The organism is Trichocoleus sp. FACHB-6 (assembly GCF_014695815.1).
Lineage (GTDB): Bacteria > Cyanobacteriota > Cyanobacteriia > Cyanobacteriales > FACHB-T130 > Funiculus > Funiculus sociatus.
Window position 1 is genome coordinate 1 of record NZ_JACJOY010000011.1, and the last position, 16493, is coordinate 16493.

The window sequence follows — 16493 nt, forward strand, 5'->3', positions numbered from 1 at the left end:
AATCAGTTATGTCCATTGGTTTGAGGAGATGATGTTCTGTTGACTAATTTAGGCTTTTTAGACTTAGTGCAACTAACTATGTAAAGTTTTGTATCAGCATTCAACATTTCTGGCATAAACCTAAAGCGTACCCTCTAGCAACTGCTCTCAAAGGGAACAGAGTTAGCGATGGAAAAATCTTGAAAATTGGCGATGCTGCTAATCTGACAGACCCTCTGACTGGGGAGGGAATTGCCAATGCCATTCTCAGTGGTTTACATGTTACGCAAGCTATCAATATGAGTAGCAGTCCAGAAAAGACAGCCGAGAATTGGCAGCGTCTTTACGAAACCTGTTTTGAGGAGGATATCCGCGCTGCTTTGCGGATAAAGTCTTTGAGGAAATACTCCTTTATGAACAATATGCTGGTCTGGCTGATGAAAAGGAATCAGCATTTTTCTGAGCAAGTGACTTATGCAATTGTAGGCTCAGTTCCGTATAACGAGCTACTGCCTTCACTTAAGCATTGATTTCTCAACTCTGCTCTGCGTCACCAGCTCTCCTTCTGTCAAAGAAGCGATCGCTTCCTGGCTAAGATAGTTACGTTTATGTTCGCTCCTCACAACAATACTTTTGGCCGCAATACGGCATAAAATTACCCGTTCCTACCTGAATTGTGGTGTGTTCAATGCCGAACTTATCGTGCAACTCCACTGGTTGCGACTACCGCCCTCGCGAAATTTATTTATTAGATGGTATTGAAGACTGTCTTGTACGTCAATATACATTGGCTAATAGAAAAAAATTGTATATATAGTTAGAGCGATCGCATATGGCGATCGCTTATGGTTCATGTACCTTATTCCATTTGCTCTATTCCTGTTTTATTCCAATCGCGAACACTGGGAGCAAGCGAGATTAAATCTTCAATATTTCGTTTCATGGTTGCACAAATCGCATCCAAGGGCAAGTCGTTAGCATCGTGACCAAAAGGATTTTCAATTTCAATGCCAATCTCTTCAATGCCAAACAAAGTGAAACTAATCAAAGCAACAATTGGCCCAGTCCACCAAGTTAAATCTTTAACCATTTGAAATGGCAATGCTAAACAATAAAGCAACAACAACTGCTTCAAATGGATAGCATACGCAATAGGGATAGGTGTTCTAAGAATGCGTTCGCAGGCTCCTAAATTGTCTACTAAAATATTTATCAAACTTTGTAGAGCAGTTAACTGGTGAGCATTGAGGTGTTTATGGGTATACTGCTCCTGTAGATAATCTCCAATCCAGAAGGCAACCTCTAGCGGTGGATTGTTCATCGTTTTTAGCTTAAAATAGCGAGATTGTGACATAAATGGCTCTAACTCGCTGTTTACAGGCTCCGATCTGAGATGCAACTTAGTAGCGATCGCAAAAGCAATCAATAATCGCAGGGCGGAAATTTTGTTCTCTCTATCTTTTGGTTCCTTTTCGTCAATCGATACCCAAATTTGACGAGATAGGTTACGGACAGAGTTAACTATGCTACCCCAAGCTTTGCGACCTTCCCAAAATCGCTCATAAGCTGTATTTGTTCGGAAAACCAGTAATAAGCCTAAGACAATATTGGGAATTAATGCACTTAGAAATGGCATTGATACCGATACTCCAAATTTGTGAAGTAGGGCAACAAAAAAACCAAATGTTCCACACAATATTACTCTAGGTAAAACTGCTGAAATTACCGAACCTCGAAGTCGCAAAGCAACTTGAAACCATTTCTCTTTTTCCCGATCCATGCCACCTCAACCTTTCCGTATTGACCCAGACTGTGAATACTTATTCAACAGATAATACTCGATCTATTATGAGTTTCAGTTGAGGATAGTCAAGGGTAATTTTCCAGCCGGAGCGGGCGCGAGTAGCGCTAACGCGCATACGCTTCGCGATCGCATCTTTGTCTACGCCTTGTGGCGCTTTCTTAGCTTGAGTGTCCCCGATTGCGGCTCCCTGGATGCCACAAATAGGCGTGGCTCATGTCAAGTATGTTCCCCCGGAGTTGGGGAAAAGAACGCGATCGCACTAGAGAATTTCCTAATAGCACCAAAAATTAATGTATATATTGCCTTGATTGTGATTAGTTTCTCCGTTTGACTTGAGAATGCCATAAAATTCAAATAAGTCTAAATAGGATACTCTTCCACAGGTAAGCGCCAAACTATCATAGTCGCAACTGTATTTGAGGAGTATTTTCTGGAGGTAATATTGACCACTGCGCCTATCTCGCCCAACGAAGTACAACGCCTAGAGGCACTGCGGCGATACAATATCCTCGATACACCTCCTGAAGAGAGCTTTGACCGCATCACCGCTCTCGCGGCACGTCTTTTTGACGTGCCAATTACCCTGGTTTCCTTAGTTGACGAATTTCGAGCCTGGTTTAAATCCTGCTATGGCTTTGACTCTCGCGAAGTCAGCCGCGAATCAACAATTTGTAGCTTCGCAGTTTTGTCTGACGATGTTTTAGTCGTTCCGGATACCAGAAAAGACCCGCGCTTCGCTTGTATGCCCTTTGCGCTTAGCGAACCGGGCCTTCGCTTCTATGCAGGCGCTCCACTGATTGACAAGGATGGCTATAATCTTGGCACTTTGTGTCTTCTTGACAGCAAGCCGCGCCATGAACTGAGCGCCAAGCAGCGAGCAAGCCTTGCCGACCTAGCGGCTATAGTCGTTGATGAGTTAGAGTTGCGGCTGGCAGCTCGCAAAATTGCTCAGATGGATGCCGCCCTCATTGAGGTGACTAAGGGAGTTTCCGCAGCGACAGGCGAGGCGTTTTTCTACTCACTGGTGCAACACCTCACAAAGGCATTGGGTGTTGATTACGCTTTTCTGGGGGAACTGGCTGGGGGAAAAATTAGCACTATTGCGCTATGTGCCGACTATGAGATGGTAGACAACATTGAATATTCCTTGCTGAATACCCCTTGCAAACAAGTTATTGAGCAGGGGAAGCCATGCTATTATCCCCGTGGCATTCAAGCGCACTTTCCTGATAATCATTTGCTAGCACAGATGGAAGTGGACAGCTATATCGCAGCTCCGCTTCTAGATTCCACAGGCTGCGTGCTGGGATTGCTTGGGGTGATGGCTAGAAAACCGTTGGAAAATACCCAGCTTGCAGAATCGCTACTAACAATCTTTGCTACCCGTGCGACAGCAGAACTAGAGCGCAAGCGGAGGGAGGAAGAACGCGCCGAACTGTTGGTTCGCGAACAAGTGGCTCGTGGGGAGGCGGAGGCAGCTAACCGCATGAAGGATGATTTCTTAGCTGTACTTTCTCATGAGTTGCGATCGCCACTCAACCCCATTCTTGGCTGGTCTCGGATGCTTCGCGCTCAGAAGTTAAACGCAGTGACTACGGCTCGCGCACTGGAAGCAATTGAGCGCAACGCCAAGTTACTCTCAGAGCTAATTGAGGATCTTCTCGATGTCTCGCGCCTGATTCGAGGCAAATTGTCTTTGCAGGTTTGCCCAGTTAAGCTGGTACCAATCATTCAGGCAGCTATTGAAACGGTGCAGCTAGCCGCTGGCGCTAAGAAAATTCAACTTGAGTCGGTACTAAATCCCTCAGTAGGCTTGGTTTCAGGCGATCCAAACCGCTTGCAGCAGATTGTCTGGAATCTGCTCTCCAATGCCATCAAGTTCACTCCTGAAGGGGGAAAGGTGGAAATTAGGCTGGAGTGCAGTGACTCCTACACCCAGATCCGCGTGAGTGACACAGGGAAAGGAATTAGCGCTGACTTTCTGCCCTATGTCTTTGAGCGCTTCCGCCAAGCTGATAGTACCAGCACGCGATCGCATGGCGGACTTGGTTTAGGTTTGGCAATTGTGCGTCACCTGGCAGAACTGCATGGCGGCACTGTCCATGTTGACAGCCCAGGCGAGGGGCTGGGAGCAATTTTTACAGTGCAGCTGCCCCTGATAATTACGACTCACGGGAACGGGCTGTTAGCGCCTGGGCATAAAGTAGAAACTGAGCCAGAAGCCCCACCCACTCCTGATGCAATCATCAGTGCGGTACTTGATGGTTTGCAAGTGCTGGTTGTCGATGACGAGCCTGATAGCCGAGATTTTCTCACGATAGCCCTTGAACAGTATGGCGCTAGGGTGAGGGCAGTTGCATCAGCAACCGAGGCATTTGAGGCACTCCAACAGCTGAAGCCAAATGTCTTAGTGAGTGATATTGGGATGCCCGGTGAGGATGGCTACACGCTGATCCGCAAAATTAGAGCCTTGGAGCCAGAGCAAGGAGGAGAGATTATCGCTGTGGCTGTGACGGCCTATGCTAGGAGCGAAGACTCTCAGCGTGCTATTTCGCTAGGTTTCCACAGACACATAGCTAAGCCAGTGGAGCCAGCTAAGTTAGCTGCGGCGATCGCTAGTTTAGTTAGAACTTCTTTGGTTGGTTAAATAATTTGTCATGCGATCGCGTTGTGCTCTGGTGGGAGTGCGATCGCGGAGTTAAAAATAATTGTAGCGAACTGGCGATAAAAATGAGCAAATGATTTTATGTGTTCTGCTTTCATCCCTGTGATTCATTCCATACCATCAGGCGAAGCTTTAATTGAAAACGTATTATCTAACTATCAGATCGAAAACCCCCTATCGTGCCGATTGTATAAACGAGGACTTAACGATACTTATCTGGTAGAAACAGATCGAGACAGATATATTTTGCGAGTTTATCGCAGAGGGTGGAGAACTTTAGAAGCTATTAATTTTGAAGTTGAACTGCTGGCGTTTCTGCATAATCATAAAATGCCAGTCGCGTACCCCCTCCAAAGCAATTCAGGGAGTTTCACCCAAGCAATTGAAGCACCGGAGGGGAGGCGCTATGCTACTTTATTTTCCTACGCACCAGGTAAGGCGGTAAATGAGAAGCTCAATAGCGAACAAAGCCGACGGCTGGGAGAGGTGCTGGCAAATATTCATTTAGCGACGGACGACTTTAAAAGTCGTTTTAATCGTCCCGCTTTAAATTACGAGTACCTGCTAGAGCGATCGCTAAATATAATTGCACCTCTTTTTAAAGATAGAGTCGATGATCTCGATTATCTCCAAAAACAAACCGAGAAAATCAAAGTGCAGTTAGAGGTGTTAAAACTACATCTTTCAGCACCCGTCTATGGAATTTGTATGGGTGATGTTCATTCGGGAAATGCTCACTTTACCGAAACCGATGAACCAACTTTGTTTGACTTTGATCAATGCGGCTATGGCTGGCGTGCCTTTGACATCGGCAAGTTTATGCACGTAACCTATGCTTGGAAGATGAACAGTGAAATAAGAAAGCCTTTTTTAGACGGTTATCAAACTATCCGCAAACTTAGCGAAGATGAACTCGCCTCGATTCCTATATTTACCACAGTTGCACACATTTGGGTTATGGGGATAAATTGCGAAGCAGTCGGAGATGTCTTGCCTTATGGCTGGTTTACTGACGATTGGCTTGATTCTAAATTAGCGTTATTGGGTCAGCTTTCTAGTGATAATTTTGACATCTACACCTGATTACAACGCCGGGAGAGTCCTAAATTGTTCTGGTACAACGGCAAACTGATTGACGGTGAAACGCTGGAATTAGCTATTGACGATCCGGGGTTGCTGTACGGTGCTACAGTTTTTTCCACGCTGAGGGTTTATCAGTCGTTGGATAACCCATTGACTAGCTGGACTGGACACTGCGATCGCATTCGTTCGAGTTTGCTGGATCTTGGTTGGCAACAACCAGACTGGGAGCGATCGCGCTATGGTGCAGAAACTTTAACAAAACACTTTCCCATCCTCAGAATCACCATCTTTCCCGATGGACGCGAGTGGATTACTGGGCGATTCTTACCTGTTGATTTGACACAACGACAAAAATATGGTATAGGCGCTTTACTTATAGAACCCCCAATAACCCCGCCGCCTGGGGTTATTGAGCGGTCATTGCCACAGCATAAAACTGGTAACTACCTAGCTGCGTGGCTGGCAATGAACAAAGCCAAGAAATTTGAGGCACAAGAAGCGATATTAGTTGACGAGCTGGGAAATTGGCTGGAAACCAGCACGGGGAATCTTTGGGGATGGCGGGATGGGAAGTGGTGGACACCGCCAATCGATGGGAGAATTTTGCCGGGAATCATGCGATCGCAACTGATTCATTGGCTGGTGAGTCAGAATCAACCAGTGGGGGAAGTCGCATTCGATGCCGAGTGGGTGAAGGGATTGTCTGCTGTGGCTTATAGCAATAGCGTCGTGGAAGTCGTTCCCATCCATACCGTTATCACCTCAGAAAGCCAGATTACCTACGATCCAACTCACAGCAGCCTAGAGCAATTGCGTCGCCTCCACCAAAGCGATCGCAGCCACAAGGGCTGAAATCTTACCGGGTTGGTTAGTATCAAAGTAGTAGGGACGACCTTTGGGAAATCCTATTTTGCAGGCTAATGTACCTAAAATGTGTCAAGAGATTCTGAGAAAGGTTAACATTAGTTAATACAATTAAAAATCCAATCACATCCTAAAGCTTAGGAGGAATAAGCGTGAATAAGCGGTGGAGAAACGCAGGGCTGTATGCACTGCTAGCGATAGTTGTCATCGCCTTAGGAACAACATTTTTAGAAAAACAACCCCAGAGTCGGGAGACCTGGAAATACAGCAAACTGATTGAGGAAGTTCAAGAAGGCAGGATCGAGAGAGTTGGCTTAAGTGCTGACCGCACCAGAGCGCTTGTCACAGCTCAAAGCGGCGACAAGGTTGTAGTTAACCTGCCCAACGATCCAGACCTGATTAACATTCTGACCAGTAAAAATGTTGACATTGCAGTTTTGCCCCAGAGTGATGAAAGCTTCTGGTTCCGCATCTTAAGCAGTTTGTTTTTCCCAATTCTGCTTCTGGTGGGATTGTTCTTCTTGCTGCGCCGCGCCCAAAGTGGCCCAGGCTCTCAAGCCATGAACTTTGGCAAATCCAAAGCCAGAGTGCAAATGGAACCGCAAACCCAAGTAACCTTTGGGGATGTTGCCGGAATTGACCAAGCCAAGCTGGAATTGAACGAAGTTGTAGACTTCCTCAAGAACGCCGACCGCTTCACCGCCATTGGTGCCAAAATTCCCAAAGGCGTGCTGCTAGTTGGCCCTCCGGGAACTGGTAAAACCTTGCTGGCTCGTGCTGTAGCTGGGGAAGCTGGCGTACCTTTCTTCTCCATCTCTGGTTCTGAGTTTGTGGAAATGTTCGTCGGTGTCGGTGCATCTCGCGTGCGCGACTTGTTTGAACAAGCCAAAGCAAATGCTCCTTGTATCGTATTCATCGATGAAATTGATGCCGTTGGTCGTCAACGGGGTGCAGGTTTAGGCGGCGGTAACGATGAGCGGGAACAAACCCTCAACCAGTTGCTGACCGAGATGGACGGTTTCGAGGGCAATACTGGGATTATTATCATTGCTGCTACGAACCGCCCAGACGTGCTAGATGCAGCACTCCTGCGTCCGGGTCGCTTTGACCGTCAGGTGGTCGTGGATCGCCCTGATTACGCTGGTCGTTTGGAAATTCTCAACGTTCACGCTCGTGGTAAGACGCTGGCGAAGGATGTGGATCTGGAGAAGATTGCCCGTCGTACCCCAGGCTTCACAGGCGCTGACCTTTCCAACCTGCTGAACGAAGCAGCAATTTTGGCGGCTCGTCGCAGTCTGACGGAAATCTCGATGGATGAAATCAATGATGCCATCGACCGGGTGCTGGCTGGCCCTGAGAAGAAAGACCGGGTGATGAGCGAGAAGCGCAAAACTTTGGTTGCTTATCACGAAGCTGGTCACGCGCTAGTTGGTGCGTTGATGCCAGATTATGACCCAGTGCAGAAAATCAGCATTATCCCTCGCGGTCGTGCTGGTGGTTTGACTTGGTTTACACCGAGTGAAGACCGGATGGATTCTGGTCTGTACAGCCGCTCATATTTGCAAAATCAGATGGCGGTAGCTTTGGGCGGTCGAATTGCTGAAGAAATCATCTTCGGTGAGGAAGAGGTGACAACTGGTGCATCGAATGACTTGCAGCAGGTGGCTCGTGTAGCGCGTCAAATGGTGATGCGGTTTGGTATGAGCGATCGCTTGGGTCAAGTTGCTCTAGGTCGTCAGCAAGGCAATATGTTCTTGGGTCGCGACATCGCCGCCGAACGCGATTTCTCCGAGCAAACTGCTGCGACCATTGATAATGAAGTCCGCAGCTTGGTAGATCAAGCCTATCGCCGCGCTAAAGATGTGTTGTTGAATAACCGTCACATTCTGGATCAGTTAGCACAAATGCTGATTGAAAAAGAAACTGTAGATGCGGATGAACTGCAAGAAGTGCTGGCAAATAATGATGTGAAAATGGCAGCGATCGCGTAGTCAATTTTCAAGGCAAGGATTTTAGATTTTATCTAAAATCTCTAGTCGGGGCAATTCTAGGATTTTTTCTAGAACTGCCCCGATTTTTCATAATTACTTTCAAATTGCTACCATAAGCGCCGAGTAGACAGCCGCACCCAAAGCAAAAGCCCAGAAACGGCTTTCCCGTTCCTCTGGTAATTCTTCCTTAACGACGTTGAGAATAATTCCCCCGGCGATGAAGGCGAAAATGACTGCGATCGCCGCCTCAGAAATTTCTGTCGCCCGCCCAATCACCCATCCGGCAATAATCGCCGCCGCCAGTATCCAGCGCCCAATCCGGTTATAATCTCCTTTGTGGTTTTCGCGCAAGCCGTCATCGTTCACCACAAAATGCAAAGCCATTGCAACGAAGAATAATAGCAGATCCCAAATACCTCGTTCTTCCCGATGGAGGAGAAGATAGCCGATGAGGGCGTTGTAAATCGAAAACGAAGCCATGTGCAGCCAAAAAACGCCTGCATCGGTGGTATCCTTCTGGTTTTCTTGTTCGTTTTGCTGACGCGATCGCTTGGCAAGTCTTTCTAATCCGTAGAACACACCAAAACCCAAAAGCGCCACCAGGTAAACATGGTGTTCAAAAAATTCAATTAAATAACCCTCCCTTTCCTCAATTACCTGCTGTCCCTGGTTGAGTTCGGGGAAAACGTGAACGAAAATATAGGCAACTGATACCCCACCAGCGGCGGAAAGCCAACGACTGCGAGGAGTCCTGTCCAGAAAGCGCATATTGCCGGAAAAAAGATGCACAAGTGCCAGACAAACTGCCAGAATTGCAGACAAGATGACGGCAGTAGGACTCGATACTGAAGGCTCTGCAACTGCAAACACCATGTTAATCAAGCACCTTTAATATTTTTCTGGCTGATATCTTCACTAAATTAGCAGAAATTGCTCCCAAGACCATTTAGGAGCGTTGCTTTTTCTCTTCAGCTTGGTAAGATTTTGACGCAATTTCCTCCTCCTAATAGCATATTCTTGTGAAAAATTTTATTGTTTAGACAAGCCGACTTTGATAAAAATTTTCATCTTTAGGCAGAGGCGCTTTATTTCTGTAGGCGGGGGTACAATAAGAGCAATTAAAGGTATTATTCAAAGGTCGTATATCCCAGTCGCTACGAGAAGGGACAGATATGCAAGTTCACTCAGAATCCTCGACCTCAGAGACTAAACAAAAAATTGCCAACATTTTTCGCTTAGTAGGTTGGATTGCATTCTGGATAGAGTTGGGTTTGACTATTGGTTCTGGGATAGCTTTATTGTTTTCTATCTCTGGTCGTAACTTCGCTACTGAAACAAATCCCGGCATTGGGGTAGGTATTTTTTGGGCTGTCGCTGGACTTTTAGCGTTGTGTTTTAATGTATTTTTAGCGTTCCGTTATACTCGCCTAGCCAAAGGTTTAAGCAATCCTAATCCAGAGCGTCATCCTAGAAAAGCTGATACTGTCCAAATTTTGAGAATGTCAGTAATCACGAGTTTGGTGGGAATATTGTTATGCCTCCTAGGTTCGGGTGCGACTGTAGGAGTGCTAGTTGCAAAAGCTGTATCCCAACCTCCAGGGGTAGCACTTACTGACCCCAATATGATTATTCGTGCGCTTGATGTTTTTGTAGCAGTAGCGAATATCAATGGTATTGCTGGTCACTTTGTGGGGATTGTCACTTCACTGGGATTGCTAAAGTGGATACATAATCAGTAATAAGACAAAAGCACTTTACTGCTTTTGTCTTTGCTAGAAGGTAGCTTTTTGAGGAAGTAGGTTATTTCCTAACGTGCTCTAGTCGCTTGTTGATCTTCGGAACTGGATTCTGAATGCGATCGCTCTGGCAATGCAAAGACGCTCACCAGTGCTGCTAGACTAGCGCCAAAAGTGTCCATAATTAGGTCGATGATTGTATCATCAATGCTATTGATAACTCCGATCGCCCATTCGGTTATTTCCCAAATAGCACCGATGGCGATTCCGAAACTTGCGATCGCTAACATATAAATTAGCAGATGGTTGCGGAAGGTAGTTAGCATCGAGCTATACACCAAAAAACTCAGTGCAAGCGTAACGGAAAAGGTTGTAAAGGCATGGGTAATTTCATCGTATGGCCCCGGTAGGTAAAATAAGCCCCAAACCCAGCCTGCGGCATTCAGCAACGCTGCTACTACAAATAGAAAATCAAACAAAGTTGGTAGTTTATTTTCTAAGGTGACAAACAGGAACGAAGCAGCTAGGAAGCAGGCGAGTAAAAATGAACCTTCCCAGTTACGTTGACTGGCTGTAAAGACGATTGCGATCGCTAGGAAAAACTCTCCAACCCAAGCGGCTATTCGATAACCCCGCCAGTCAGTATTCAGCATGGCTTTTTCCTCATAAATTTCATAATTATGGATTACTAATAAACTATAAATGAAGGGATGAATTTAATCTGCGATTGGAGTGTTATTTTATTGTGAAAGCTACTTTCTTTAGATAAACCGCAAAGAGACAAAGAGCGCGAAGGAAGAAGAAAAGGAAGAAGTTCTTGAATATATATTATGGTTCTAGTTGCTGACTTGAAAGGGCTTGAATATCGGCCCGTAAGGCGACAATTTCCTGATGCAGGGCGGCAATGGATTTGGCGCTTGCTAACTCTGCCTCTTCGTTTTCGGCATCGCGCCCGATAAAGAAGGTGGCGAGTGTTGCTGTTACGTAACCAAATACTGTGAAGGCGTACAGTGCCAGAATTAGGTGTAAAACGCGACCTTCTGGAGTCTGCGGCACATATTCGCCACCCATCGTTGTCATCAGCATCGCTGTCCACCATAGTGCTTCCCCGTAGTTATTCAGTCCGCCACCATTAGGAAGGTTGCTTTCAAAAGCGTACATCCCGGCTGCTCCCACCAGCGTCACTACTAGCGTCAGCACCATGACGTAGCCAAAGCCGCGACGACTCATACTAGTTCTGAGCGATCGCATTCCCCGATTCAGAGAACTGATGACGCGCACCAGTCGCAGCCCCCGGCTAGCTTTGAGGATGCGAATCACGCGGCTAATCCGGAAGACGCGCAATGCTGGTAACACCAAGGAAAGGGCAGTTAACCAATTGTGCTTGATATAAACGAGTTTGCGATCTGCCAAAGTAAATCGCAATACGAAGTCGAGTATGAAAACAATCCAGATCGTGTTGCTGATAACTTCCAGCAGTGGATTTAAGCCCCAGATCAGTTCGACGACTAACAACAAAAGCCACCCGAAGCCAAGGAATAGCATCGGTGTTTCCAGCCAATCTTCCAGCTGTTCGAGAACTTCGAGTCGTTCTTTTTGGAGTTCCCTTTTTTCAGATGTATTAAGATTGTTCATCACTGCTCTAGCGCCCTCACTACCGCTAGGTATCGCTCCTCAACATCTTTTCTGTCTAACTCTTCGGATATATTCTCCTCACTACTGCGCTGGATCATTTGGGCATGACGTAGTAGTGCAGCGCGGTCTTTTTTATGTTGGGTGCGCGATGCGATGAGAGCGATCGCTTCGAGCAATCGAATTACCACCGCTACATCCGGTTTGCTGTACTGTCGAATCTGGTTAAAGGCAGCGTCAAGTAATTCTGCAAACGTCACCGGATTAGCGATCGCTCGTAGGTTGTTGTCGTTGTCGTAGCGATAGGGGGAAGGAAACTCTCTTTCCGCCAGACGGCAAAGCCCAGCACTCATCTGGTTAATACACTGGATCGCTGTGAACGGATCGTTGATGCCAGGAGAAATGGCACGAGCGGCAATTTCAACTAACTGATTGATGGGGAATTCTACATCCTGTTGTTCGGTGCGTTGCTCGCCAAAAATAAATGCTTGGTTCAGGTGCTGGGTGAGTTTTTTATTCACCCGTTCCCCAGGCCAAATCATCACCAGTTCGCTTCCTTCCACAATAAACTTGCCAGGACGATATTTCAGACGCAGGAGGAAGTCTTTTGAGGTGGCAATCTTCATTAACAGCTCGTCATCAATTGCCTGAAGATAACCGCTTTGTTTCGCCAAGATAGGAGTAGCTTCCTTCTCAAACCCGGCGGGGATTTCCGCCACCGACCGCTGCTTTGGTACTGATTTACCCTGCCCGATCTTCTGCGGAAATAAGCGATCGATGGCATTGTCCAACTCTCTGCCAACCTCTCTGATGATATGCGATGCCTGCATCGAGGTTGAGACGTGATGAATAAAGTAAATCAGGACGCCGATACTAGCGATCGCTAGCACCATGCCGATCGTGACGGAGATTTGCGGCACAAATACGTTGTAGTCATCTCCCCGGACGGTTCGCAGTACCAGCAAGCAGTAGATGAATGTACCGATAAACGTGCCAAGCACGACTTGATTGCCCGTATCCTGCATGAAGTTCCGCATCAGTCGCGGGCCGAATTGTGAGGAAGCGAGGGTGAGGGCAACAATTGTAATCGAGAAGGCGGTACCAGCAACGGTAATCATCGAACCAGCAACGGCTGAAAGCAGCGTTCTCGCCCCATCTGGCCCGCCGGTGTAGATCCAGCCCAAGGACTCTAGCGGGCCAGATTTGCCTGCTCGATCAAGGCTTAACATTCCGAATGCCAACGCGATCGCCATGAGCGCCATCAGGGTTGGCACAAACCAGTAGCTAGAGTGGAGCGAGTCCCAAAGTTTGCCCAGCTTGATGTTTTTCATCAATTATTTTTCATTAATTATCGTCCGCAGTATGAGGGCGATCGGGGTTCTCGTCTCTATGGCTACCATTCCCATCTCTTTGCGCCCGCATTTCTGCCAGCTTTCTTAAGGAACCGCCGATGCTGCGCGGTTTTGGCACTTCTTTATGACCCGCAGGCCATCCTTCACGCTGACGTGCGCGATCGCCATCTGTCTCTTCGGTTTGGTCGTGGAAAAGGATTTGCTGCGTCGGGAACGGCATATCAATGCCGTTTGCCGTGAGCTTATTCTTAATGGCAGCGAGAACCTTGTCCTGCTTATCGAGAACATCTGCACGTCGCGGCGGCTTTACCCACCAACGGGCGCGAATGTTTACGGTACTGTCAGCAAGCTCCACTACAAGGGCGTCGGGAGCTGGATCTTGCAAAACATCATCGACGCTAGCGATCGCTTCCAGAATCAGTTGTTTCGCCCGGTCAATGTCGTCGCCGTAACCAATGCCGATATCGTACTGTAGTCGGCGGTTCTCGAAGGCAGTATTAACTGTCACCGAATTTGTGAACAGTTCAGAATTAGGAATCACAATCCGGCGACCATCGTAAGTTCTGATTGTTGTGGCGCGTGTCTGAATATTTTCAACCGTTCCCTCAAAGTCTTTGAAAACAATTTGGTCATCGATCTGGAAAGGCTCAGTCAACAGAATCAGAATACCAGCTAGGAAATTCTGGAGAATATCGCGGAATGCAAAACCAATTGCTACCCCACTGATACCCAACAATTGAACCAAATCCCCTGCCTTGAATGTCGGAATGACAATAGATAAGGCGACAAATAAACCAATTAAAATAGTTAACCCTTGCGACAACCGCCCAAGTACCAGCCCCAAATTCCGAGCATGGCGATACCTGCGGGTGAGGCGTTTAACCAATGTTCTGATCGCGATCGCGCCGAACCAAAATAGTGCAAATACGATTAGTGCTAATACCAAGTTTGGCAGCAGGATGATCGCACCCTCGATCATTCCCTGAATCTTATCCCACGCTGTTGATACTGATTCTCCTAGATTCATTACTTGTTCACATATACAACAAACCGTGGTTAATTTTAATAGAAAATCAATAATCTAAACTCTTTCTTAGGTCAGTATTTCTATTACCCAACTTGTCATAACAATGACCAACCTTTTACGTGGTCAGTTTATTTTCTGACCCGTTTGTTCCTAATTTTAGGCAATAATTTACTTTGCATCTATCCAATGGTAGATTCAAAAATACTATCAGAACACATACGCATTCATCTTGGCACCTGCCAAATTTTAATAGTTTTGTCAAAGCTGCCACTAGCAATTATTTGTCCATCGGCGCTAATCGCAATCGACTTAACCCAACCGGAATGCCCGGTGAGGTTGCGAATTAGTTCCCCAGTGGGAATATTCCAAATTTTGATAGTTTTGTCCACACTGCCACTAACTAATGTCTGTCCATCTGGGCTAATAACAATGGCATTAATATAGCTAAAATGTCCGCTAAGGGTGCGAAGATTTTTGCCTGTGGACATATCCCAAATTTTGATAGTTTTATCCGCACTACCACTTGCTAATATTTGTCCATCTGAACTGATGGCAACAGAATTAATAGGTTGAGAATGCCCGGTGAGAGTATGGAGATTTTTGCCTGTGGACATATCCCAAATTTTGATAGTTTTGTCCGCGTTGCCACTGGCTAATATTTGACCATCCGGGCTAATGGCAACAGAATTAATAGGCTGAGAATTTCCGGTGAGGGTACGAATATTTTCGCCTGTAGATATATTCCAAATTTTGATAGTTTTATCAGCGCTGCCGCTGACTAAAGTTTGCCAATCGTTGCTAATAGCAACGGAATTAACTGGGGCGGAATGTCCCTCTAGTCGGCGGATTTCTTTGCTTGTGGATATATTCCAAATTTTTACAGTTTTATCAGCACTGCCACTCGCTAAGGTTTTCCCATCTGGGTGAATGGCAATAGAATTAATATAGCTATCATGCCCGTTGATGGTGCGGATTATTTTCCCAGTATATCTATCCCAAATTTTGATAGTTTTATCAGCGCTGCCACTTGCTAAAATTTCCCCGTCAGGGCTAATGTTGAGGGAATTAACATGGCTGGTATGTCCGGAAAAGGTTCTGGCTACAGAAAGATTTTCATAGGGGATTGTTTTGGGCGACGCTGGGTTGTATTGCGAAATTCCATATGCGCCTAATCCGATAGCGATCGCGATCGCGCCCCCAACTAGCCATTTATTTTTATCAGTTTGACCAATTTTAGTTGGCGAGTTGGGCGACTTCCAAGATAGAAATCTAGAACTAACCGCACCTATACCCATAAGATGGTTGGCATATAGTTTATTTCCAGACAATTGCCGCGAAATCTTATCTATATCATCTAAAATTTCCTGAGTATTCTTGTGACGCGCCGCTGCTGTACGCGCCATCAGTTTATCAATTAAATCTGCAAGCTGAGGTAAAATATCAGGCGCATGACGTCGCCAGTGGAATTGGTCGGTTAGCGGTTCGTAAATAGCATGATCTGTTGCTTGCTTTCCTGTCAGTAAATAAACAAAAGTACGCCCCAAAGCATAGAAATCTGATTGCGGTACTGCATGACCTTTTTCTTGCTCTGGTGGCGTGTAACCAGCGGAACTAATCTTAGTGACTCTACCTGCACCGCCGACTTCTGCAAGATAGGTATATGTCATTTCTCTAGCAGTGCCAAAGTCTATTAATACTAGATGCCCTGTGGAACGCATCATAATATTGGCTGGTTTAATATCGCGGTGAAAGTAGTTTTTTTGATGTACTATATGTAAAATTTGTGCCAGTTGTTTTAACCAGTTAAGAGCAAGCTGCTGACTTATCGGGCAATCGCCCTGCTGTTTCATCCACTGCTTTAAGTTAAGTCCGTCAATTTTCTCCATGATGATGCAATGCACTGGCTCTTTGCAGTTTCTGGGATAAAACTGAAAATAACCATCTGGTTCCATTTTGGGAATACCTGGATGATTTAGCTGGCTCAATACATCTGCTTCTTGCTGGAATAGCTCAACAATTTTGGGGTTTTTGTTATGTTCTTGTTTTAGTATCTTCAGGATTTGGGGAGCTGCTCCCTCATAAGCTTCATATATATTGCCAAATCCGCTGTTGTCACTCAGCAGGCGCATCACCTGATAGCGCCCTTGGAGCAACAACTCTGAGCCACAGTTGCGACATATACGGTTGTTGGCATTGGCGGGATCGTTTGGCTTGGGGCAGAAGGGGTTGATGCAGTAGCTCATACATAGCTACAGAATTGGGCTATCCCTACTATACGGCGGGAATTGTAAATTATACACCCCAAGGTAGGCTGAAAAATGCAATGGTTGTTGTATATAGCGGCTTTTAGCTGGCTATAC

At 46.3% G+C, this 16493-nt stretch carries 14 protein-coding genes; 7 read left to right on the forward strand and 7 right to left on the reverse strand.

The features are described 5' to 3' along the window. Positions 1 to 179 precede the first annotated feature (179 nt). Positions 180 to 509 (forward strand): hypothetical protein, encoded by a 330-nt coding sequence (locus H6F66_RS01420; RefSeq protein ID WP_190417518.1) that lies wholly within the window; start codon positions 180 to 182, stop codon positions 507 to 509. Between the two features lie 329 nt (positions 510 to 838). On the opposite strand, the gene H6F66_RS01425 is transcribed toward H6F66_RS01420, so the two are convergent. Further along, a complete protein-coding gene (locus tag H6F66_RS01425) occupies positions 839 to 1759 on the reverse strand; it encodes a bestrophin family ion channel (protein WP_190417520.1) in 921 nt (306 codons plus the stop codon). A 79-nt stretch (positions 1760 to 1838) separates the two neighbouring features. On the opposite strand from H6F66_RS01425, the gene H6F66_RS01430 reads away from it, so the two are divergent. The 5 genes from H6F66_RS01430 to ftsH3 all read left to right on the forward strand — a co-directional run bounded on the left by H6F66_RS01430 (position 1839) and on the right by ftsH3 (position 8386). Further along, on the forward strand, positions 1839 to 2114 hold the full coding sequence (locus H6F66_RS01430) for a hypothetical protein (RefSeq protein ID WP_190417522.1): 276 nt from the start codon (positions 1839 to 1841) through the stop codon (positions 2112 to 2114). A gap of 111 nt (positions 2115 to 2225) precedes the next feature. After that, positions 2226 to 4430 (forward strand): ATP-binding protein, encoded by a 2205-nt coding sequence (locus H6F66_RS01435; RefSeq protein ID WP_242019024.1) that lies wholly within the window; start codon positions 2226 to 2228, stop codon positions 4428 to 4430. 99 nt (positions 4431 to 4529) lie between these two features. After that, positions 4530 to 5531, forward strand: a complete 1002-nt coding sequence (locus H6F66_RS01440; RefSeq protein ID WP_190417524.1) for a homoserine kinase — start codon at positions 4530 to 4532, stop codon at positions 5529 to 5531. A 24-nt stretch (positions 5532 to 5555) separates the two neighbouring features. Next, positions 5556 to 6383, forward strand: coding sequence for an aminotransferase class IV (locus H6F66_RS01445; RefSeq protein ID WP_190417526.1), 828 nt, complete (start codon positions 5556 to 5558; stop codon positions 6381 to 6383). 164 nt (positions 6384 to 6547) lie between these two features. Next, a complete protein-coding gene (ftsH3, locus tag H6F66_RS01450; protein WP_190417528.1) occupies positions 6548 to 8386 on the forward strand; it encodes an ATP-dependent zinc metalloprotease FtsH3 in 1839 nt (612 codons plus the stop codon). Positions 8387 to 8485: 99 nt separating this feature from the next. On the opposite strand, the gene H6F66_RS01455 is transcribed toward ftsH3, so the two are convergent. Then, positions 8486 to 9259, reverse strand: coding sequence for a hypothetical protein (locus H6F66_RS01455; RefSeq protein ID WP_190417530.1), 774 nt, complete (start codon positions 9257 to 9259; stop codon positions 8486 to 8488). A gap of 299 nt (positions 9260 to 9558) precedes the next feature. Between H6F66_RS01455 and H6F66_RS01460 the strand changes: the two genes are divergently transcribed. Then, a complete protein-coding gene (locus H6F66_RS01460) occupies positions 9559 to 10125 on the forward strand; it encodes a DUF3611 family protein (RefSeq protein WP_190417532.1) in 567 nt (188 codons plus the stop codon). A gap of 68 nt (positions 10126 to 10193) precedes the next feature. Here the strand turns inward: H6F66_RS01460 and H6F66_RS01465 are convergent, their stop codons facing one another. The 5 genes from H6F66_RS01465 to H6F66_RS01485 form a co-directional block, all read right to left on the reverse strand. Next, positions 10194 to 10775, reverse strand: coding sequence for a hypothetical protein (locus tag H6F66_RS01465; protein WP_190417533.1), 582 nt, complete (start codon positions 10773 to 10775; stop codon positions 10194 to 10196). Between the two features lie 175 nt (positions 10776 to 10950). Beyond that, complete coding sequence (locus H6F66_RS01470) at positions 10951 to 11757, reverse strand: ion transporter (RefSeq protein WP_190417535.1); 807 nt, start codon at positions 11755 to 11757, stop codon at positions 10951 to 10953. Beyond that, entirely contained in the window at positions 11757 to 13085 is a 1329-nt protein-coding gene (locus H6F66_RS01475) for a DUF2254 domain-containing protein (RefSeq protein WP_190417537.1), read from the reverse strand. The genes H6F66_RS01470 and H6F66_RS01475 overlap by 1 nt, the downstream gene beginning before the upstream one ends. Before the next feature lie 13 nt (positions 13086 to 13098). Then, positions 13099 to 14133, reverse strand: a complete 1035-nt coding sequence (locus H6F66_RS01480) for a mechanosensitive ion channel family protein (RefSeq protein WP_190417539.1) — start codon at positions 14131 to 14133, stop codon at positions 13099 to 13101. A 224-nt stretch (positions 14134 to 14357) separates the two neighbouring features. Next, on the reverse strand, positions 14358 to 16376 hold the full coding sequence (locus H6F66_RS01485) for a serine/threonine-protein kinase (RefSeq protein WP_190417541.1): 2019 nt from the start codon (positions 16374 to 16376) through the stop codon (positions 14358 to 14360). Between the last annotated feature and the right edge of the window lie 117 nt (positions 16377 to 16493).